Annotated in this window: 17 protein-coding genes and 2 pseudogenes; 10 read left to right on the plus strand and 9 right to left on the minus strand. The window is 50.4% G+C overall.

Annotated elements, in window-relative coordinates:
* Positions 1 to 198 precede the first annotated feature (198 nt).
* The 4 genes from BLS62_RS27510 to BLS62_RS32345 all read left to right on the plus strand — a co-directional run bounded on the left by BLS62_RS27510 (position 199) and on the right by BLS62_RS32345 (position 4,550).
* Positions 199 to 1,863 (plus strand): acetolactate synthase large subunit, encoded by a 1,665-nt coding sequence (locus BLS62_RS27510; protein ID WP_200798631.1) that lies wholly within the window; start codon positions 199 to 201, stop codon positions 1,861 to 1,863.
* Positions 1,860 to 3,269: an aldehyde dehydrogenase family protein gene (locus BLS62_RS27515; protein WP_093190049.1), complete on the plus strand. Its 1,410-nt coding sequence runs from the start codon at positions 1,860 to 1,862 to the stop codon at positions 3,267 to 3,269. Before BLS62_RS27510 ends, BLS62_RS27515 begins: the two co-directional genes overlap by 4 nt.
* A 322-nt stretch (positions 3,270 to 3,591) precedes the next feature.
* Positions 3,592 to 3,972, plus strand: coding sequence for a helix-turn-helix domain-containing protein (locus BLS62_RS32340; RefSeq protein ID WP_200798632.1), 381 nt, complete (start codon positions 3,592 to 3,594; stop codon positions 3,970 to 3,972).
* 68 nt (positions 3,973 to 4,040) lie between these two features.
* On the plus strand, positions 4,041 to 4,550 hold the full coding sequence (locus tag BLS62_RS32345) for an IS630 family transposase (RefSeq protein ID WP_244283678.1): 510 nt from the start codon (positions 4,041 to 4,043) through the stop codon (positions 4,548 to 4,550).
* A gap of 123 nt (positions 4,551 to 4,673) precedes the next feature.
* Here BLS62_RS32345 and BLS62_RS27525 read toward each other — a convergent pair whose 3' ends face one another.
* The 4 genes and pseudogenes from BLS62_RS27525 to BLS62_RS27540 form a co-directional block, all read right to left on the minus strand.
* On the minus strand, positions 4,674 to 4,937 hold the full coding sequence (locus tag BLS62_RS27525) for a 2Fe-2S iron-sulfur cluster-binding protein (protein ID WP_244283672.1): 264 nt from the start codon (positions 4,935 to 4,937) through the stop codon (positions 4,674 to 4,676).
* 88 nt (positions 4,938 to 5,025) lie between these two features.
* The gene (locus tag BLS62_RS27530) at positions 5,026 to 6,000 is read right to left on the minus strand and encodes an IS5 family transposase (RefSeq protein ID WP_093190054.1); all 975 of its coding nucleotides are present in this window, start codon (positions 5,998 to 6,000) and stop codon (positions 5,026 to 5,028) included.
* Between the two features lie 195 nt (positions 6,001 to 6,195).
* Positions 6,196 to 6,747 (minus strand): annotated as a pseudogene (locus BLS62_RS27535) (IS6 family transposase).
* A gap of 107 nt (positions 6,748 to 6,854) precedes the next feature.
* Positions 6,855 to 7,640, minus strand: a complete 786-nt coding sequence (locus tag BLS62_RS27540) for a FadR/GntR family transcriptional regulator (RefSeq protein WP_093190057.1) — start codon at positions 7,638 to 7,640, stop codon at positions 6,855 to 6,857.
* Positions 7,641 to 7,984: 344 nt separating this feature from the next.
* Between BLS62_RS27540 and BLS62_RS27545 the strand changes: the two genes are divergently transcribed.
* The 3 genes from BLS62_RS27545 to dld all read left to right on the plus strand — a co-directional run bounded on the left by BLS62_RS27545 (position 7,985) and on the right by dld (position 12,904).
* The gene (locus BLS62_RS27545; protein WP_093190059.1) at positions 7,985 to 9,037 is read left to right on the plus strand and encodes a TRAP transporter substrate-binding protein; all 1,053 of its coding nucleotides are present in this window, start codon (positions 7,985 to 7,987) and stop codon (positions 9,035 to 9,037) included.
* Between the two features lie 105 nt (positions 9,038 to 9,142).
* Positions 9,143 to 11,209, plus strand: a complete 2,067-nt coding sequence (locus BLS62_RS27550) for a TRAP transporter large permease subunit (protein WP_093190061.1) — start codon at positions 9,143 to 9,145, stop codon at positions 11,207 to 11,209.
* Positions 11,210 to 11,218: 9 nt separating this feature from the next.
* Positions 11,219 to 12,904 (plus strand): D-lactate dehydrogenase, encoded by a 1,686-nt coding sequence (dld, locus tag BLS62_RS27555; RefSeq protein WP_093190064.1) that lies wholly within the window; start codon positions 11,219 to 11,221, stop codon positions 12,902 to 12,904.
* A gap of 168 nt (positions 12,905 to 13,072) precedes the next feature.
* Here the strand turns inward: dld and BLS62_RS27560 are convergent, their stop codons facing one another.
* Both BLS62_RS27560 and BLS62_RS32350 read right to left on the minus strand, forming a co-directional pair.
* Positions 13,073 to 13,765, minus strand: coding sequence for an IS5 family transposase (locus BLS62_RS27560; protein ID WP_244283673.1), 693 nt, complete (start codon positions 13,763 to 13,765; stop codon positions 13,073 to 13,075).
* On the minus strand, positions 13,762 to 14,043 hold the full coding sequence (locus BLS62_RS32350; protein WP_244283674.1) for a transposase: 282 nt from the start codon (positions 14,041 to 14,043) through the stop codon (positions 13,762 to 13,764). The genes BLS62_RS27560 and BLS62_RS32350 overlap by 4 nt, the downstream gene beginning before the upstream one ends.
* Positions 14,044 to 14,105: 62 nt before the next feature.
* Between BLS62_RS32350 and BLS62_RS27565 the strand changes: the two are divergent.
* The 3 genes and pseudogenes from BLS62_RS27565 to BLS62_RS27575 all read left to right on the plus strand — a co-directional run.
* Positions 14,106 to 14,633: pseudogene (locus tag BLS62_RS27565) on the plus strand (Tn3 family transposase); the annotation flags it as partial.
* Positions 14,634 to 15,132: 499 nt separating this feature from the next.
* Positions 15,133 to 15,783 carry a peroxiredoxin gene (locus BLS62_RS27570; RefSeq protein ID WP_093190067.1) on the plus strand — a complete coding sequence of 217 codons (651 nt, stop codon included), beginning with the start codon at positions 15,133 to 15,135 and terminating at the stop codon, positions 15,781 to 15,783.
* A gap of 171 nt (positions 15,784 to 15,954) precedes the next feature.
* The gene (locus BLS62_RS27575) at positions 15,955 to 16,440 is read left to right on the plus strand and encodes a transposase (RefSeq protein WP_093190069.1); all 486 of its coding nucleotides are present in this window, start codon (positions 15,955 to 15,957) and stop codon (positions 16,438 to 16,440) included.
* A gap of 34 nt (positions 16,441 to 16,474) precedes the next feature.
* On the opposite strand, the gene BLS62_RS27580 is transcribed toward BLS62_RS27575, so the two are convergent.
* The 3 genes from BLS62_RS27580 to BLS62_RS27590 form a co-directional block, all read right to left on the minus strand.
* Positions 16,475 to 17,161 (minus strand): IS6 family transposase, encoded by a 687-nt coding sequence (locus BLS62_RS27580; protein WP_093190072.1) that lies wholly within the window; start codon positions 17,159 to 17,161, stop codon positions 16,475 to 16,477.
* A 152-nt stretch (positions 17,162 to 17,313) separates the two neighbouring features.
* Positions 17,314 to 17,847 carry a GNAT family N-acetyltransferase gene (locus BLS62_RS27585; RefSeq protein ID WP_093177388.1) on the minus strand — a complete coding sequence of 178 codons (534 nt, stop codon included), beginning with the start codon at positions 17,845 to 17,847 and terminating at the stop codon, positions 17,314 to 17,316.
* Positions 17,847 to 18,263 carry a type II toxin-antitoxin system TacA family antitoxin gene (locus BLS62_RS27590; RefSeq protein WP_143521507.1) on the minus strand — a complete coding sequence of 139 codons (417 nt, stop codon included), beginning with the start codon at positions 18,261 to 18,263 and terminating at the stop codon, positions 17,847 to 17,849. The genes BLS62_RS27585 and BLS62_RS27590 overlap by 1 nt, the downstream gene beginning before the upstream one ends.
* Between the last annotated feature and the right edge of the window lie 118 nt (positions 18,264 to 18,381).

The raw sequence follows: 18,381 nt of genomic DNA on the forward strand, positions 1-18,381 counted from the left end.
CAGCGCCAAAACTGTCTCTTGTTCCAGCGCAGGGCGTCCTGAGCGAGTGGGTACGCTGAACCCAACGAACTCAAGTTTTATAAAACAACAGATATCTGGGTAACGCAAATTAGTGTTCCTGTGAGATTATGCCGACTAAATCGATAAAACGTACGCTCGTCCTTAATGTAAAGGACCACGGAAATGGAGAGTTTCCAGATGGTTACCCCTGCAGAAAGTACAATGAAGGCCACGGATTTATTCGTCAAAGCACTGGAAACAGAGGGCGTAGACCATGTCTTTGGTGTTCCCGGTGAAGAAAATCTGGATTTTGTCGAATCCCTGAGAACCTCCAGCATCAAATTAATCCTCACCCGCCATGAACAAGGAGCTGCTTTCATGGCCGCCACGTATGGCAGGCTTACCGGAAAAGCTGGTGTCTGTCTGGCGACCTTGGGGCCCGGGGCAACCAACTTTGCAACACCGGCAGCTTATGCTCATCTGGGTGGATTTCCATTGATCATGATTACTGGTCAAAAGCCCATCAAGAAATCCAAACAAGGCCAATTCCAAATCATCGACATCGTCAAGTTGTTCGAGCCAATTTGTAAGATGTCTAAGCAGATTGTCCATGGAGATACAATTCCGGCTTTGGTGAGGGAAGCTTTCCGTATTGCAGAGGAAGAAAGGCCGGGCGCCGTACTGCTGGAGCTTCCTGAAGATATCGCGGAAGAGTCATGCAGCTCAAGTGTGATTGAGCCACACCCACGTTATTACGCAACTGCGGATGATCATGCTCTCTCTGATGCTGTCGGGCTCATCAAGAATGCCAAAATGCCGTTGGTTCTGATTGGAGCAGGGGCGAACAGAAAAAATGTCCGAAGCGAAATTTCAGATTTCATCCATACCACCGGAATTCCGTTTTTTGATACGCAAATGGGCAAAGGTGTTGTTGATGAACGTTCCGACCTGTTTCTTGGCACAGCTGCTCTTTCAGACAATGATTATATGCATTGCGCAATCGACAGATCAGATTTGATCATCAATATCGGCCATGATGTTGTTGAAAAACCTCCATTTTTCATGGAGGTGGGCGGCAAAAAAGTCATCCATGTCAACTATAAGTCCGCGCAGGTTGATCAGGTCTATTTTCCGCAGGTGGAAGTCGTCGGGGATCTGGGTAACTCGGTTACTCATCTGAAAAACAAGCTGGGCAATGACCTGAAGGTCGACATCAGCTACTTCCGAACAATTAAACGTGAAGTTGAAAAACATCTTGCGCAAGGAATTGATGATCCAAGATACCCCATAACCCCCCAAAGGTTCGTGGCTGATACAAGACGCGTTATGGGCGAGAAGGACATCATTGCCCTCGATAACGGGATCTATAAAATCTGGTATGCGCGAAACTATAAGGCATATCAGCCAAATACAGTTCTATTGGACAATGCCTTGGCCACTATGGGGGCTGGGCTGCCTTCTGCGATGATGGCCGCGTTTTTGAACCCTGAGCGCCGTGTCATGGCGATCTGTGGGGACGGCGGTTTCATGATGAACAGTCAAGAGATGGAGACTGCTGTCCGGTTGAAGCTCAATCTGGTTGTTACAGTACTGAACGACGGCTCATACGGTATGATCAGATGGAAGCAGGTCGCAGCAGGGTTCCAGGATTGGGGATTGAAGTTCTCCAACCCTGACTTTGTGAAATACGCCGAGTGCTATGGAGCGACGGGTCATCGTATAGGTGCAACGGATGATTTAGTGCCTACATTTGAAGCCGCTTTTCAGGCTGGCGGAGTACATCTGATTGATCTGCCTGTCGATTATTCTGAGAACCAAAAGGTTCTGGTAGATGAACTCAAAGCCAAGGTCTGCCTGTTATGAGTAATACAAATTCATTGAAGACTGATCGGGTCATAGAAGTCGTAAATCCTTTCGATCAGTTGGTTATTGGCAGTGTAGATCGAAAATCATGGGATGAAGTTGATGCATGTTTGTCGGTGGCGCATCAACTTCACATGCACCGGAAAAATTGGATACCTGTCTATCGGCGAATTGAAATATTGAAAAAAACCGCCACCATAATGCAATCGCGATTTGAAGAACTTGCGTATCAGATTGCAAATGAGGGAGGGAAACCCCTCATTGATGCACGTGTCGAGGTCTCACGGGCGATTGATGGTGTAGAGTTGTGTGCTAGCAATATTATGAGTCTGGCTGGCAGAGAGATCCCGATGGATCTCACCGCTGCAGGAGCTGGTAGACTGGCATTTACCAGCCGTGAGCCTATTGGAGTTGTGGTCGCCGTCTCGGCTTTCAACCACCCTCTCAATCTGATTGTACATCAGGTTGGCCCTGCTGTTGCTGCCGGATGCCCGGTATTAGTAAAACCGGCAGATGATACACCATTGTCCTGCCAATCATTCGTGAACATTCTTTATGAGGCGGGATTGGCCGAGGAATGGTGCTGCTTTGCACCTTGCGATACACCGACCGCCGAGAAGCTGGTGACTGATCCGCGGGTTGCGTTCTTTAGTTTTATCGGATCTGCCAAGGTCGGTTGGATGCTGCGCTCCAAGCTAGCGCAAGGAACCAGATGTGCTTTGGAGCATGGCGGGGCCGCACCTGTGATCATAGATGAAAATGCAGATATTGAGGAGATGATCCCAAAGCTTGTTAAGGGAGGATATTATCACTCCGGTCAGGTTTGTGTGTCCGTTCAAAGGATATATGCCCCAAAAAAAATTGCGGCAACTATCGGCCCGTTATTGGCTGAGGAAGTTTCCAAACTTGTAGTCGGGAACGCAGTTTATGAGGAAACCGAATGCGGTCCGCTCATAAGACCCCGGGAAGTCGACCGGGTATCAGATTGGGTTGAGGAAGCAAGACAAGCTGGTGCCAGCGTATTGGCTGGCGGGCAAAAACTAGGAGCAACAACATATGCGCCGACAGTGTTGCATCGTCCACCACTCGACGTAAGCGTGTCTCAAAAAGAAATTTTTGGCCCTGTCGTTTGCATCTATGATTACGAAGCGATCGAAGATGCATTTACAATGGCAAACAGCCTCCCATTTGCTTTCCAAGCCTCAGTTTTTACCAGTAGTCTTGATACCGCCATGAACGCAATAAGGAACCTGGATGCAACAGCTGTGATGGTCAATGATCACACCGCCTTCCGTGTCGATTGGATGCCTTTTGCAGGGCGCAGGCAATCGGGTTATGGAACAGGCGGCATCGGCTACACAATGCACGACATGACCCACGACAAAATGGCAATCATCAAACTCTGAAGTACATGGAGGCTGCTGCTGCAATAGCGGACTAAAAGACACTTTAAGGCTTCCTTGGTATTTTTTTGGACCATTTATATCCCCCGTTGCAGGCTTTATTGGCAGATAGCTGATGCAGTGGATGCTCCCTCTACCAGACGTTGGTCCATGCTTGGTTGCCTGCAATTCATCAACACCAAAGATCTTCACCCCGGTGATGTCCCCGCGCCAGCGCAAGCTTGCGTTATACTCAGACCATTTAAAGCGTTTCGATCAAAAATTGAATCGTTGAGATTCACAAAGAGGTGGAAGTGTGATTCCCTGTGTTTGGGAGGATCACCATATGCCAGCAGCACTTTCTCTAGACCTGCGAGAACGCTTTGCGCGTCTGATCAAGGGCGGTATATCGGGTCGGGAGGCCGCGCGACGTCTTCAGATATCTGCTGCAACAGGATCTCGTTGGGGGCGTGAGGTGCGCGTTTGTGGATCGGCTACCATAGCGCCAATGGGTCGACCTCGTGGAACTGGCAAGCTCGCCCCCTATGTCGGGTTCTTCAAAGAATTGGTGATGCAAGACCCGGACATCACATTGTTTGAACTGCGCGATGCGCTTGCCAATGCTGAGGGCATCACGGTACATCATTCAGCCATTGCACAGCTGCTGAAGCGCCTTGGCTTCACGCATAAAAAAAGTCGCTGGTTGCCAGCGAGCGTCAGCGCCTGAAAGTAAAGCAACGGCGGTCTGACTGGTTCAAACATCGCCTCCCGGCTATCAAGGCCCTGCCTGAGCGCATTGTTTTTCTTGATGAAACCGCGGTCAAAACCAATCTGACCCGTCAGCGTGGCTGGGCAGTCCGGGGCGAGCGACTTGTGATGGACGCGCCTTTCGGGAGTTGGGGCACGCAGACGCTGATTGCAGGCTTGACCTGCGATGCATTGATTGCGCCCTGGATAATCAATGGTGCAATGAATGGAGAAGCTTTTGCAACTTATGTCCGCCACGTGCTGGTGCCGCAGATCGAACCGGGCACCGTGGTCATCCTCGACAATTTTGCCACGCACTACAACACAGAAGCGGCGGCTGCCTTGAAGGCACACGGCTGCTGGTTCCTTTACCTGCCGCCATATTCGCCAGACCTGAACCCGATTGAGTTGGCGTTCTCAAAACTCAAAGCCCACCTGCGCAAGATCGGCGCTCGCTCGTTCTCGGCTGTCTTCAAGGCCATCGGCGAAATCTGTGATCTTTACGACCCAACTGAATGCTGGAACTACTTCAAGGCCGCACAATGCACCTCAAACTAATCTCGAAACGCTTTAGTGAGCCGGTATCAGGCTTTAGCAAATTTATGTCCGATCATCATTGTGTTTAAACGGCATGATCATTGGCGGTGTTGCCGAAATTCGTTTCCTTTAAGTGGATGGGTTTTAAAGTTCGAGGATGAGTTCTTTAGTCCCTGCGGCGGGCACCGCGCAGCAGATCAGCACGTCGTCATCGGCATGTTCAGCGGGAACAGGCGTGCGGTACGTAACATCTCCCGCCAGTTTCCTGGTGAGGCAACTGCCACACACCCCGCTCCGACAAGAGAAGTTTGGGGTCAGTCCATGCGCCTCTGCGGTTTCCAGCAAGGTTGCATCGCCCTTTTGCCAGCGCTGTTCAAAGCCGGAGGCGTCGAACCTGACGATGGCCAAATCTGCCTCTGGTTCCGACTCTGGTCGGGCAGGCCTTGTTGCAGGGGTCGTGAATAGCTTAAAGCACGCCCAAACCCGTAAATTCAGGTCATGTGATTGCTTCGAACGCGGGCCTGCCGAGTTTGGTTATTGTGTTGAGAATGCTAACGCCAATCTTTGTTTCGGTCCTCTGATTGTTAAAGGTGCGTGCCTTCAGTTTGTTGCCGATGACTTGCTTCCAGCGTCCCATCTGCGTTTCAATTCGCGAGCGCTGATTGTAGCCTGTTTGTTTTTGCCAACCGAGGCGCCCTTTGTCTTTGATCGCAAGAATATGTTTATCTCGCGATGACGGATTCCGGTCAGCCTTAGGACTTAAAACAGCTGTTTTGGGTGGGGGAATGATAATCTCAACGTCATCTCCATACCGTGTCTCAAGGACCCTTCGTGTTGGCTCACCGTTATAGGCTCCATCGCCTAAAAACTTGTTTACAGGACCGTCAACCTGATCCAGAAGGTCAGGCAGGACGGTCGGGTCACCTACATTTTCATAGGTGAGATCGGAGCATACAATCTCGCCAGTGTTCAAGTCCATACCAAGATGGAGCTTGCGCCAGGATCGCCGCATTGCCTTAGTTTTGTGTTTGTTTTGAAGCCATTCGCCTTCGCCATAGATCTTGACACCAGTACTGTCGACCACAAGATGCACCGGCTCTGTTCTGGCCTTTGCTGGCTTGGTAATCTGCAAGCCACCGGCTCGCCGGGACAACGTTGAAAAATCTGGAACTGACAAATCAACTTGCATCAATCGAACCACAGAGCGCATAAATCCTTGCGACTGTCGTAACGCCAAGGCGTATACGCTACGCAGTGTTAGGCATACCTCAATGGCTAAATCAGAATACTTGCGTTGCCCTCCGCGAGTGGTCCAGCGCTGCGCTGACCACTCCTTCCCGATCTCACGGCTGACCCAGATCGTCAAATCACCACGATTACGAAGACTTTCGTTATAGTCACGCCAGTTCGTGACACGATATTTCTTCTTGTCAAATTTGTGACGACGGCTGGCGTGGAACTTGTGGGGCATCGGATAGCTTTATGAAGACGAACAAGCCTTCTAATTACAGACACTGAGCGACCCCTGCAACAAGGCCGTCTCGCTATAAGTTTTGGTGACAAGCCCAGAAGTTCGGTTTCTAAGTAGACTCCTCATAAGGGTGTTGTCACGGGTTCTGTCGCAAATTTTAGGTGCGGACAGAATCCAGCTATGGTCTGGACGCAGTTATCCTGCGAGCTCCATAAACTGACGAAAGGCTGGAACGCTTTCCTGTCCCAGTTGCCCTTTTCGGATCATGTGAGCCACCTCAATTCCATCCAGCGTCGCCGCTGCAGACCGGAAGGCCTTAAAGCCCATCATGGGTTTGGTGATGCGCTTGATAAAGCGGTGATCCTGCTCAACGATATTGTTGCCGATGGCTTCTTCATAAAAACGGGTTGCAGCCTCTTCATCCCGTGTCTCAGAGAGCATGAAATCAACGGTTTTTCCTTGTTTATCAACGGCCCGATACTGATATACTCATTTGCCTTTAACCTTGATATAAGTCTCGTCCATCCGCCAGGAGGTGCCAACCTAACGTTTCTGCTTCTTAGCCTTGGCTGCAATGAGAGGCGCGTATTTTTCAACCCAGCGATTGAGCGTGGCGTGATCTACCTCAACCCCGCGTTCTTGCATGATCTCCTCAAGGTCGCGGTAAGAAACCGAGTCGCGCACGTAAAAGAAAACCGCATATAGGATCGCGTCTTTGGGGTAGTGGCTTTCTTTGAAACTGACCACAGCAGCAATCCTCATCGCATGGTTACAGAGCCCTTGTGTTTTGACAATCAGCCTCATGTCACGCAAGACTGAAAAAGTTTGCGACACAACCCCAAATAGCACGAGGGTCACTCTTCAATTTTTTGAATTGCAAAGAGTTTGGAGGAGATGAGCTCACGCCGCTGTTGGTCCTGGCCGAGGCGGAAAGACGTTTCAACAAAATCGATATGCCGGTGCGCAGCATCTTCAGCCTTTGCGCTGTTCCGGTTCATGATCGCACGCCCAATTTCCTCATGCTGTTCCAATAGCTGTTCTCCAGTCCCATCGATGGCACGCAGAAACTCGCGGTTATAAAACACGCCTTTTTTCGTCAGTTCATAGATGGAGGACATCATATGAACCAGCATCGCATTATGGCTGGCGTCTACGATTGAGGAGTGAAAGGCGATGTCGCTCTTCTTGGAGGCACTATCATCACCGGCAGCCTGCGCCTCTCGCAGGTTAACCAGCAATTCCTCTATCCGGTCGAGATCCAGCTTTGTGGCACGTTCAGCAGCTAAGCGCGCGGCGAATCCTTCCTGCACACGTCTGTACTCGAGATAGTCATAAAACGCAGTCTGGTTACGGCTGATGAGATTGATCAGTGCGGGGCTCATAGCCGCGCTGATCAAGGGTGCAATGAACGACCCCTCTCCGTGGCGAATATTAATGAGATTGGACTCTTCTAAACGCTTCAGTGCTTCTCGGACTTTTGGTCGTGAGACACCCATACGATCGGAAATTTCACGCTCAGAGGGGAGCTTGGTGCCCTCTTTTAAGACCCCTGCCAGAATGAGGCCTTCGATCTGATCGGTTACAGAATCTACGACCGTATCATGGTCGATCGGTTCAAAAAGATTATTTACTGACACCATAACTCACACTTCCAACAGAACGAACTTCAATACTGGTTGATTTTATTTCTCAATTCAAGGGGAGAACGAAACAGCCTTATTTTATGATATATCAACATATGCATTACGCACTAATGCGTTGTTTTACCGTTCTTTTCCCTCTGAGTAGCGGTGATTTCAATAGCAACATAGGTAACTGCACTCTAGGTAATATCCCGTTAGTCAAGCCCGAAAAACGGCTAGAACGCTCAAATATATTTCTTGATTTATCTGAGAGGTCAATATTATTTACCAGATATCGGTTGTTTGGGAGGGCTGCGCGAGAGCGTATTTTGCGACAGCCGAATGCACTTCTGGAGGAAACAATGAATAAATCAATTTTGAGCCTCGCTCTGGCCGCAACAGTACTCGCTGCACCAGTTGCAAATGCTGCCGATAAACTGTTACTCAAAACACCAATTGCCTTCTCAACGTCTCTGCCGGGTCTTGGTAGTCCAATTCCACGTGTTGCTGAACAGCTGAAACTGATGTCTGGCGGCACCATCAAAATGAAGGTGTATGAGCCGGGTAAACTGGTTCCACCATTCGAGATCCTTGAAGCTGTTTCCTCCGGAAAAATCAACTCCGGTTACACAACAGCCGGTTACTGGGCTGGTAAGATACCCGCTGCACCGCTGTTTTCTGCTGTCCCATTTGGACCAGAAGCTGGCGAATACGCCGCCTGGCTCTACTACGGCAACGGCCTTACCCTCTATCAGGAAATGTATGATCAGGCTGGCTACAACGTAAAAGTTCTGCCATGTGCCATCATCGCGCCAGAAACATCCGGCTGGTTTGCTAAGGAAATCAATTCTCTTGAAGATCTGAAGGGCCTGAAAATGCGCTTCTTCGGTCTTGGCGGCAAAGTCATGCAGAAGCTGGGCGTTGCAACATCCTTGCTGCCGGGCGGTGAAATCTTCCCTGCACTTGAAAAGGGGGCGATTGACGCGACTGAATTCTCCATGCCTGCAATTGATGCCCGTCTTGGCTTCCATAAACTGGTAAAATTTAATTACTTCCCGGGTTGGCACCAGCAGGCAACAGTGTTCGAACTGCTGATCAACAAAAGCGTTTGGAACAAAGCCAGCGACCAACATAAAGCAATTATTGAAAACGCTTGTAAGGCTTCCATGACTGACAGCTTTGCAGAAGGTGAAGCGATCCAGCACGAAGCGATGATCGACAACATTGAAAACAACGGCGTTCAGATCAAGCAGTGGTCTCCTGAGATGCTCGACGTATTCCGGGCGACCTGGAATGATGTTGCAAAAGAAGAAGCTGCGAATGACCCGTTCTTCGCAAAGGTTCTGACCGACATGAACCAGTTCCGCGACAACTACAAAATCTGGAAAGAAAACGCGTTCTTGCCGCGCAAATAACAGGCTTGTCGGGAGTGGCTTCCTCAAACCACTCCCACTTTCCCAAGGTGCAGTGCCACCTTCCAGATGAACTTGTTGCCGCGTTGACCTGCGAGAGTGGATGTTATGATCAAAAACCTTCAAGACACCTCAGATCCAATCGAGCTTTTTGAAGAAATTCTTGAGCACGAAGACACCGACAAACAACCCATTGCTGTCGCTCTAGACACTGTTGTGAAGGGCGTTGGTCATGTGGTGATGTGGGCCAATCTCCTTCTCATCTCGGCAATCGTTTTTCAGGTGGCCATGCGTTACTTGTTTAACCAGAACTACCCCCAAATTGACGAGATCCAATGGCACTTCTACGGTCTTGTGACCATGGTTGGCATCTCCTACGCGCTGGTGACAGACAGCCATGTGCGAGTAGACCTGCTGCACATGCAGTTGAGCCTGCGGACACAGCGGTTTATTGAGATTGTGGGCATTCTGGCCCTGCTCACACCCTTCCTCTACCTGATGATTGATCAGGGTTTCGATTACTTTTACGAGAGCTTCCGCGTTAACGAGCGATCCGCCAGCCCAACCGGTCTGCCGGCGCGGTGGGCGCTAAAAGCTGTCATCCCGATCAGCTTTACTTTGCTTGCCCTTGCTGCAATAGCCCGCCTCATTCATGACGTGCATGCGATTTGGGTCAACAGCGAAACAGAACGGCAAGGCAAGGGCTTCCGCCTCATTTTTGGTGCGTTCCTCGCGTTTGCACTCGTCGCGTACGGCCTGTCTTTCCTCGTTGAAACGACGGAAGAGAAGCTCGTCATTGCCATGTTCCTCAGCTTCATTGCGCTGCTGTTTTCCGGATATCCGGTCGCGTGGGTGCTTGCTGGCGTGGGTGTTGGCTTCTGCGGCCTTGCCTACTTATTCGACAATGACCTGATGGTCTGGACTGGCCTTGAAAGCACATTCACCGGCCTCGACTACCTGACACTTGGCGCAACCGTGAACCGTGTTTACGCGACAATGTCCAACGCTGTTCTTGTCGCCCTACCGATGTTCATCTTCATGGGTCTGATGCTGGACGAGAGCGGTGTTGCTGAACGTCTGATGAACGCCATGCAAAAACTGTTTGGCACTGTACGCGGCGGCCTTGCCATCACCGTTACACTCATCGGTATCATCCTTGCTGCGTCCACGGGCATCATTGGGGCTTCCGTAGTGTTGCTCGGCATTCTGTCTTTGCCATCCATGATGCAGCAGAATTATTCCAAATCTCTGGCCGCTGGTGTTGTGTCTGCCTCCGGTACGCTTGGCATTCTCATTCCGCCATCCATCATGCTCGTCATCATGGCAGACCAGATGGCTCTGTCCGTAGGTGATCTGTTCATGGCAGCAGTCTTCCCCGGCCTCATCATTGGAATGCTGTACCTGCTCTACATCTTCATCATCGCATTGGTGAAACGCGACGTAGCACCAGTACCGGAAGGTGCCAAAGCTCCCGATTGGAATGCGATCAAAGACGTTGCTCTGGCTGCATTGCCAACGTTACTGCTGATCCTTGCCGTTCTGGGCTCCATTTTTGCGGGGTTGGCCACACCAACGGAAGCCTCAGGCGTCGGTGCACTCGGTGCAACCTTGTTGGCACTTGGCTATCGCAAACTTACTTTCCGCAAGTTGGTGAACGTTCTAAAATCCACCTTCAACACCACCGCTTACATCTTTGCCATCTTCCTCGGCGCGACGATCTTCTCCTACGTTCTGCGGGAAATGGGCGGCGATGCCCTGATTGAAGACATGGTTGCCTCAACAGGCTTTGGTGCCAACGGAACTGTGATGTTCATTCTGTTCATCGTGTTCCTGCTTGGCTTTGTATTGGATTGGATCGAGATCACCTTGATCGTTCTGCCGCTGATGCGCCCGATCATCAATGGTCTTGGTCTGGACATTGATGGCTTTGGCGTGATTGATGAACCTGCCTTGATCTGGTTCGTGATCCTTGTTGCGGTGACGTTGCAAACCTCGTTCCTGACGCCGCCTGTTGGTTTTGCCTTGTTCTATCTCAAGGGCGTTTGCCCGCCGGAAATCAAGCTGACAGATATCTACCGCGGCATCATTCCGTTCGTACTGCTGCAGTTGGTCGGCCTGCTGTTGGTGTATTACCTGCCAGCGCTGGCCACATGGCTCCCATCGGTCGCGTATTAGGAGGCAGCAATGACAAACGCAGCGCTCATCCAGATTTTTCAAGCTATCGTCGGACGTTGTAACGTTCTCAGCGATCCCAAGAAAACAGAGCGGTTCCGCAAAGGGTTCCGCTCTGGTGAGGGTGAGGCAATTGCCGTGGTGCGTCCCGGCATCCTGCTGGAACAATGGAAGGTTCTGGAAGCCTGCGTTGCAGCGGACAAAATCGTCATCATGCAAGCCGCCAATACCGGATTGACGGAGGGCTCAACGCCAAAAGGGACGTATGAGCGGGATGTGGTTTTGATCAACACAAACCGCATGAAGCAAATCCAGCCGCTGGATGATGGCAAGCAAATCATCAGCTTCCCTGGATCATCTCTGTTTGATCTGGAGAAGCTGCTGGCTCCTTTGAACCGCCAACCCCACTCCGTTATTGGCTCTTCCTGCATCGGCGCTTCCATCATCGGCGGTGTGTGCAATAATTCCGGTGGCTCGCTGATCGAACGAGGCCCGTCTTACACTGAACTCTCCCTGTTCGCCCAACTGAATAAAAGGGGCGAGTTGGTGCTGGTCAATCACCTCGGAATAGAACTGGGTGATACGCCGGAGCAGATCCTCATCAATCTGGAAGCTGGCACATATACACCAGCCGATATCAGCACCACAATCCTCAAAGCATCTGACAGCGAATACAGCAGTCGGGTGCGCGATGTGGATGCAGCGACCCCAGCCCGCTTTAACGCAGACAAGCGCCGCCTCTATGAAACCAGTGGGTGCGCCGGAAAGCTTGCAGTCTTCGCGGTGCGTCTTGATACATTCCCCAAAGTAGGTGCTGAAAAGACATTCTACATCGGCACCAATGATGAAGGGGAGCTGACTGATCTGCGTCGGCATATCCTGACTCAATTTGAGGATCTACCGGTTTCTGCCGAATATATGCATTTTGAGGCCTACGATATCTCAAGGGACTACGGCAAAGACACTGTGCTGATGATCAAGCACCTTGGGACAGATCGACTTCCCATGTTCTTCGCCATCAAAGGCGCTGTTGATGCATATCTGAGCAAAATCAGTTTCTTGCCAAAAAACGTGACGGATCGGTTTATGCAGGGGCTGGCTCGTATCTGGCCGAGTGTTTTACCAAAACGAATGAGCATGTTTCGCCAACGCTACAAGCATCATCTGATCTTGAAAATAAGCGATGCTGGTGTTGATGAAGCCGAGCAGTTTTTGCAGCGCTTCTTTGACGAACGCACAGGCGACTTTTTTGCGTGTGATGGCGAAGAGGCGCAAATCGCAGCCTTGCACCGGTTTGCAGCAGCTGGCGCAGCAATCCGTTATAAAGCCATTCATGAGGATGATGTTGAAGGCATCCTTGCGCTGGATATCGCGTTACGCAGAGATGATTGCAGTTGGTTTGAAGAACTTCCCGATCACATAGAAGAGAAGTTGGTTCACCGTCTCTACTATGGGCATTTCATGTGTCATGTTTTGCATCAGGATTACATCGTCAAAAAGGGTGTCGACGTCGACGCGCTCAAGCAGGAGATGTTGGAGATTCTAGATCAACGCGGCGCAGAATACCCAGCCGAGCACAACGTTGGCCATATCTACAAAGCCAAACCGGATCTGGTCGACTTCTATAAATCGGTAGACCCGACCAACAGTTTCAACCCCGGCCTTGGCAAAACATCCCGCTGCAAACACTATCATTGAGGAGAGAGGAGGGGTTGTTTGCCCTAGCCTCTCTGCGTGCTCTCGCGTGCTGAGACAGAGTACTTCAGATCGATAATCCGATCAGTCGGCATGCTCTCCTCGTTCTGCACGACCATGTTGCATGGGTCAGAATTAGCGCGTGGCTTGCCCAAACCCGTAAATTTGGGTTTAAGAAACACGCTCGAACGCGGGGCGTCCGAGGGCAGTCATTGTGTTGAGAACGGCGACGCTAACTTTTGCCTCCGTCTTCTGATTTTCAAACTCTCGTGATTTGAGCCTGGCCCCGATCACTTGCTTATAGCGGCCCATCAAGGTTTCTCCTCGCGCCCGTTGACCGTACCCGGTTTGCTTCTGCCATGCCATCTTGCCATTCGTTTGAATGGCGAGAATATCCTTGTCACGCGCAGTGGAAGCGGTCTCAGCCTGAGGGCTGGGAACTGCGGTTTTGGGTGGCGGAATAATGACCTCCACGCCCTCAAAGCGGTTCGCCAATTCTTTCCGGTTTTGCTCGCCATCATAGGCACCATCGCCGAAAAACCTGGCACCCGGGCCTTCAACTTGGCCCAACAATTCTGGCAAGGTCGTCGGGTCGCCAACACTCTCTTCAGTGAGTCCAGAGCACAAAATTTCGCCGGTGTTCAAGTCCAGGCCAAGGTGAAATTTGCGCCAGGATCTGCGCTTTATCCTGGTCCCATGCTTGGTTTCCTGCCATTCACCTGCACCAAAGATCTTCAAACCAGTACTGTCAACCACCAGATGCACGGGCTCTTTTCCAATCTTTGATTTTATGTTTGAAAGCTGCAAGTTTCCCGCTCTCCGAGACAAGCTTGAAAAATCAGGTACTGGAAGATCTAGCTTCATAAGCCTGAACACAGAGCGCAGGAAACCTTGCGTCGTAGCGCCAGACCAAAGACCGCTCGGGCCGTCAGGCACACTTCAATCGCCAGAGCAGAGTATTGGGGCTGGCCACCACGCGTTATTCTTTTGCTTGCTGACCAACTCTGAGCAACATCATGGCTGATCCACACACTCACATCTGCGCGCTGCCTCAGGCTCTCATTGTAATCACTCCAGTTCGTGACACGATAGCCGGGCTTCGCAAATTTGTGGCGCCGTGAGGCGTTGTGCTTATGCGGCATTAGAACCTGATGAGACCATGAAAAGTGCTGAAGCTTAAACCCGTGTCTCGATCCCTGCAACAAGGTCGTTGATTGGTGGTAAAGTCCGCGAAGGCACAATTGAGGGCAACTGGCCAGACATTTTGTGCAGCGCAGCTACCATGGAGGCTGGGGTCATACCTCCCAGCAAGCTCCTGCGAAAGTTCGCCGCCCATCCCAGACAGCATGATCTGGCTATCGCCCTTCGTGAAGTGGGACGGGTTGAACGGACACTTTTTATAATTGAATGGGTGCTTGATACAAGCATGCAGCGCCGTGCTCAGATTGGGTTAAACAAAGGTGAATCTCACCACGCCTTAAAGAATGCGCTGAGGATCGGGCGTCAGGGTGAAATCCGTGATCGTACGACAGAAGGTCAACACTACAGAATGGCTGGCCTCAACTTGCTTGCCGCCATCATAATCTATTGGAACACTGACCAGCTTGGTAAGGCCGTTGCACAACGAAAACGTAGGGGCCTGGACTGTTCACCAGAGCTTCTAGCGCACATCTCACCCCTTGGGTGGGCCCACATTCTAATTACAGGCGAGTACAGATGGCCAAAACGCTAATTAAACGCTTAGCGTAGGATCTCACACTCAACCTGAACAGACCCCTTATAGCTTATAGCAATAGGGCCTTCAGTTTATTTTTGTTGCCGCGATCTATTGAGCCAATTACTAACCGTCGTGATATCACTGGAAGCCATAATGAATATGAGACGAACTGTATGAAGTGAGCGCTGGCAAGTAACGTGAGACCACCTACCAATCACATTAAATCGCAGTGGCTAATCCAAAATTGTGAGCAAATGAGCTGTAGGCTGAGGGATCTATATGTTTTGATAACTATTTTCCGAATGGTGCCTGTCAACTTGTTCAAATTTGGTTAAGCAAACCCACGTTTGCCACTTTAGTAAGCGCAACTCGGCTGTGTAGTCGTGCGGCAGGCTGAACGCATCAACGTGTGCATGCGATATGAGCTGGCATTAACTAGCCATGCAACCGTCAAGCTCAAATATCCGCACAGCAAATTACATCACGTCAGTGGACGTTTTAGAAAGGCCAAACCATGGTTTTACGTATAAACGATACTATCCCCGATTTGACTGTGACGACTGATCAGGGAAACCTCAGCCTGCACAATTGGGTTGGCGACAGCTGGGCGATAATTTTCTCGCACCCTAAAGACTTTACACCCGTTTGCACGACTGAATTTGGCGCGGTTGCAAGACTGGCGAAGGAATGGGAAGCTAGAAACACCAAGGTATTGGGTATCTCGGTAGATGGTGTTGAAGACCATAAAAAGTGGAAAGGTGACATTGAAGCCGTTGGTGGGACCAGGCCAGAGTTTGCGATTGTTGCTGATCACGATTTAGAGATGGCAAAGGCATTTGACATGCTGCCAGCGGAATATGTGATGCCCGATGGTCGGACGCCAGCAGACACTGCCACAGTACGTTCAGTGTTTATCATTGGACCTGACAAGCAGGTGAAACTTATGATGACGTATCCGATGTCCGTTGGCCGTAATTTTTCTGAAATATTGCGTGCCTTGGATGGCCTACAAATGTCTGCCAAAGGCGTTGCTACCCCAGCTGATTGGCAGGTAGGACAAGATGTGATTGTACCGCCAGCGGTTAGTACGGAAGATGCTCAAGCGAAATTCGGTGTGGTGAACACCATTTTGCCGCACTTGCGCACTGTCCATGCGCCACATTAGCCCCATCTAGCTGTTCTGCAAGGCTGTGTCCTATGATGCACGAACCACCCAGATCTTTGGCGAGGCCGGATATCGCGTCGATCACGGTGCGGTGAGTCTGGAGGGCTTTGTTGCGTAATTCCACATTGAGGTTTATCTTCGCTGAAATTTCCTTCCGTGAAGATCCAGTTTATGCCGTTTAAACACAACGCTAATCGCAAGCACAAATTTGGCAAAACCAAATACAAGGTGACCAACTGGTCGGCATATAATGAGAGTTTGCGCCGCCGTGGTGACATTACCATCTGGGTTGCCGCCAGCGTAGCAACGGCCTGGTTTGCTCCTGCGGGCAAGCGACGCGGTCGACCCTGCATATTTTCAGAACTCGCCATTGAAACCTGTTTGATCGCTCGTTCTGTTTTCGGCCTTGCTCTGCGCCAGACGCAAGGATTTATGCGCTCTATATTCGGTTTAATGAAGCTGGCCTTGCCGGTTCCTGATTGTTCCACTCTGTCACGCAGAGCTGGAGGATTAAAGCTTTCACCTCCTAAGTCAAAAGGAGCGCGCGCTCCTGCAACCCTCGTGATCGATAGCACCGGCCTGAAGGTCTTTGGCGCTGGCGAATGGCAGAAAACCAAACACGGAACAAAGCAAAAGCGGTTCTGTCCCAAATTTTAGAGGCGGTTTGAATACACCTACGGTCTGGGCACAGTTATCCTGCGAGCTCCATAAACTGACGAAAGGCTGGAACGCTTTCCTGTCCCATTTGCCTTTTTCGGATCATGTGAGCCACCTCAATTCCATCCAGCGTCGCCGCTGCAGATCGGAAGGCCTTAAATCCCATCATGGGTTTGGTGATGCGCTTGATAAAGCGGTGATCCTGTTCAACGACATTGTTGAGGTATTTGACTTGAAGAATGTCAATGAAGGAAAGCCAGCACCCCGACAGGAAGTGGCAAATATTGATGTTGGTTAACCCGGCTTTGTTTGCTCCGCTTTTATCCATCACTACTTTTTCTGGCAAAATATTGTTGCCGATAGCTTCTTCAAAGAAACGGGTCGCGGCCTCTTCATCCCGTGTTTCAGAGAGCATAAAATCAACGGTTTTTCCCTGTTTATCAACGGCCCGGTACTGATACACCCATTTGCCTTTGACCTTGATATAGGTCTCGTCCATTCGCCAGGATGTGCCAACCTGACGTTTCTGCTTCTTGGCCTCTGCTGCAATGAGAGGCGCGTATTTTTCAACCCAGCGATTGAGCGTGGCGTGATCAACCTCAACCCAGCGTTCTTGCATGATCTCCTCAAGGTCGCGGTAAGAAACCGAGTAGCGCACGTAAAAGAAAACCGCATACAGGATCGCGACTTTGGGGTAGTGGCTTCCTTTGAAACTGATCACAGCAGCAATCCTTAATGCATGGTTACAGAGCCCTTGGGTTGTAGACAGTCAGCCCCATGTCGCGCAACACGAAAAAAAGTTTGCGACAGAACCCTTGGCAATGCCCATCTGACATATCTTGAACAATTCTCCTTTTGTGGACTGTTTCGTCTTCAGCTTACTTCCGAGGTGCTTCTAGCCAGCAGGGCGTCTTCCATGCGCTTGGGCGTAAACAGGCTGTTAAGCGGAGCATCACTGAGAGGCATTGCTCCAAGGTGCTGGTAATATTCAGCCACCCTCTCGTTCTTGGCCTCAACAAATAAACCCAATCCACCAACTTCATTAATTACGTTTAGTGCACGCTGGAAAGCATCACTAATCAGGATAAAGCTGAGTTTTTTACCCTGATACTCTTGGTCAATAGCGATGCGTGCAAGCAAAAGAGCGGGGGCCTTGGGTGGCAAACGCTTGAGTAAAGAGGGCGGGATCGCTGAAGTGTCGAACTCTTTCATTGTCAGAGTGTAAAATCCAACGATTTTGTCCGGTGCGCTTTTAGCTGGTAGGATGTACGTCCGGGATAGGTTCTTAGCCTCAGCTTGAGCAGCAGTTTCTTGCAAAAATATATTCAGGGCAGGCTCGCCACAATCGAAACCTGCCCTATCAAAGCTCTTCTTATTACCAGCGTTCAGTCTGACTAGCTCCACCATCACGTTTTATCGTATGCCTTATTAGCCTGTGCTGCCCATACATTGTACCTAGGATGTGGTTGAATAGGTTGATCAAGAAGGTCCAGCGCATGTTGCATTTGCGCTCGGGTTAGAGTGAGCTTGGTGGCCCCTAATTCTTTTTCTAATTGATCCAGTGTGTTTTCGATGGCTTCTGTGGCGACTTCAGCCGCCTTTTTTCCAATAGCATCGGCAACGTGACTCAATCGGCATTTTAGATCGCTTGAAACCCGCAAATTCAAACGTTCGTTCTTCGTTCTGACTACAGTAGGGTTTGAGCTTACTGATTGATGAACTCCAGTAGCACTGTTTCTGGTTACGATAAATTCTCCTGATTGGGCTGCACCACGCTTCTTTGTGGTGCTCCATTTCGTATCTTGCTTCTTTGCTGCACCCATAATGAACTCCATTTCTTTAGCATTGAGCAATGTGCGCCCAAATGGTGCACAAGTCAATCGTGAGGTTACATCGGCCCTGTTGCAAATAATCTTCTCATGTCTGATGTTTGGGTAAAGC

It is taken from the genome of Pseudovibrio sp. Tun.PSC04-5.I4, from assembly GCF_900104145.1.
Lineage (GTDB): Bacteria > Pseudomonadota > Alphaproteobacteria > Rhizobiales > Stappiaceae > Pseudovibrio.

What these genes read in the sequence shown, in the direction of transcription:
- BLS62_RS27510 (WP_200798631.1), top strand. Translation starts at nt 199, where the DNA reads ATGGTTACCCCTGCAGAAAGTACAATGAAGGCCACGGATTTATTCGTC.
- BLS62_RS27515 (WP_093190049.1), top strand. Translation starts at nt 1,860, where the DNA reads ATGAGTAATACAAATTCATTGAAGACTGATCGGGTCATAGAAGTCGTA.
- BLS62_RS32340 (WP_200798632.1), top strand. Translation starts at nt 3,592, where the DNA reads ATGCCAGCAGCACTTTCTCTAGACCTGCGAGAACGCTTTGCGCGTCTG.
- BLS62_RS27530 (WP_093190054.1), bottom strand. Translation starts at nt 6,000, where the DNA reads ATGCCCCACAAGTTCCACGCCAGCCGTCGTCACAAATTTGACAAGAAG.
- BLS62_RS27540 (WP_093190057.1), bottom strand. Translation starts at nt 7,640, where the DNA reads ATGGTGTCAGTAAATAATCTTTTTGAACCGATCGACCATGATACGGTC.
- BLS62_RS27545 (WP_093190059.1), top strand. Translation starts at nt 7,985, where the DNA reads ATGAATAAATCAATTTTGAGCCTCGCTCTGGCCGCAACAGTACTCGCT.
- BLS62_RS27550 (WP_093190061.1), top strand. Translation starts at nt 9,143, where the DNA reads ATGATCAAAAACCTTCAAGACACCTCAGATCCAATCGAGCTTTTTGAA.
- dld (WP_093190064.1), top strand. Translation starts at nt 11,219, where the DNA reads ATGACAAACGCAGCGCTCATCCAGATTTTTCAAGCTATCGTCGGACGT.
- BLS62_RS27560 (WP_244283673.1), bottom strand. Translation starts at nt 13,765, where the DNA reads ATGAAGCTAGATCTTCCAGTACCTGATTTTTCAAGCTTGTCTCGGAGA.
- BLS62_RS32350 (WP_244283674.1), bottom strand. Translation starts at nt 14,043, where the DNA reads ATGCCGCATAAGCACAACGCCTCACGGCGCCACAAATTTGCGAAGCCC.
- BLS62_RS27570 (WP_093190067.1), top strand. Translation starts at nt 15,133, where the DNA reads ATGGTTTTACGTATAAACGATACTATCCCCGATTTGACTGTGACGACT.
- BLS62_RS27575 (WP_093190069.1), top strand. Translation starts at nt 15,955, where the DNA reads ATGCCGTTTAAACACAACGCTAATCGCAAGCACAAATTTGGCAAAACC.
- BLS62_RS27585 (WP_093177388.1), bottom strand. Translation starts at nt 17,847, where the DNA reads ATGGTGGAGCTAGTCAGACTGAACGCTGGTAATAAGAAGAGCTTTGAT.
- BLS62_RS27590 (WP_143521507.1), bottom strand. Translation starts at nt 18,263, where the DNA reads ATGGGTGCAGCAAAGAAGCAAGATACGAAATGGAGCACCACAAAGAAG.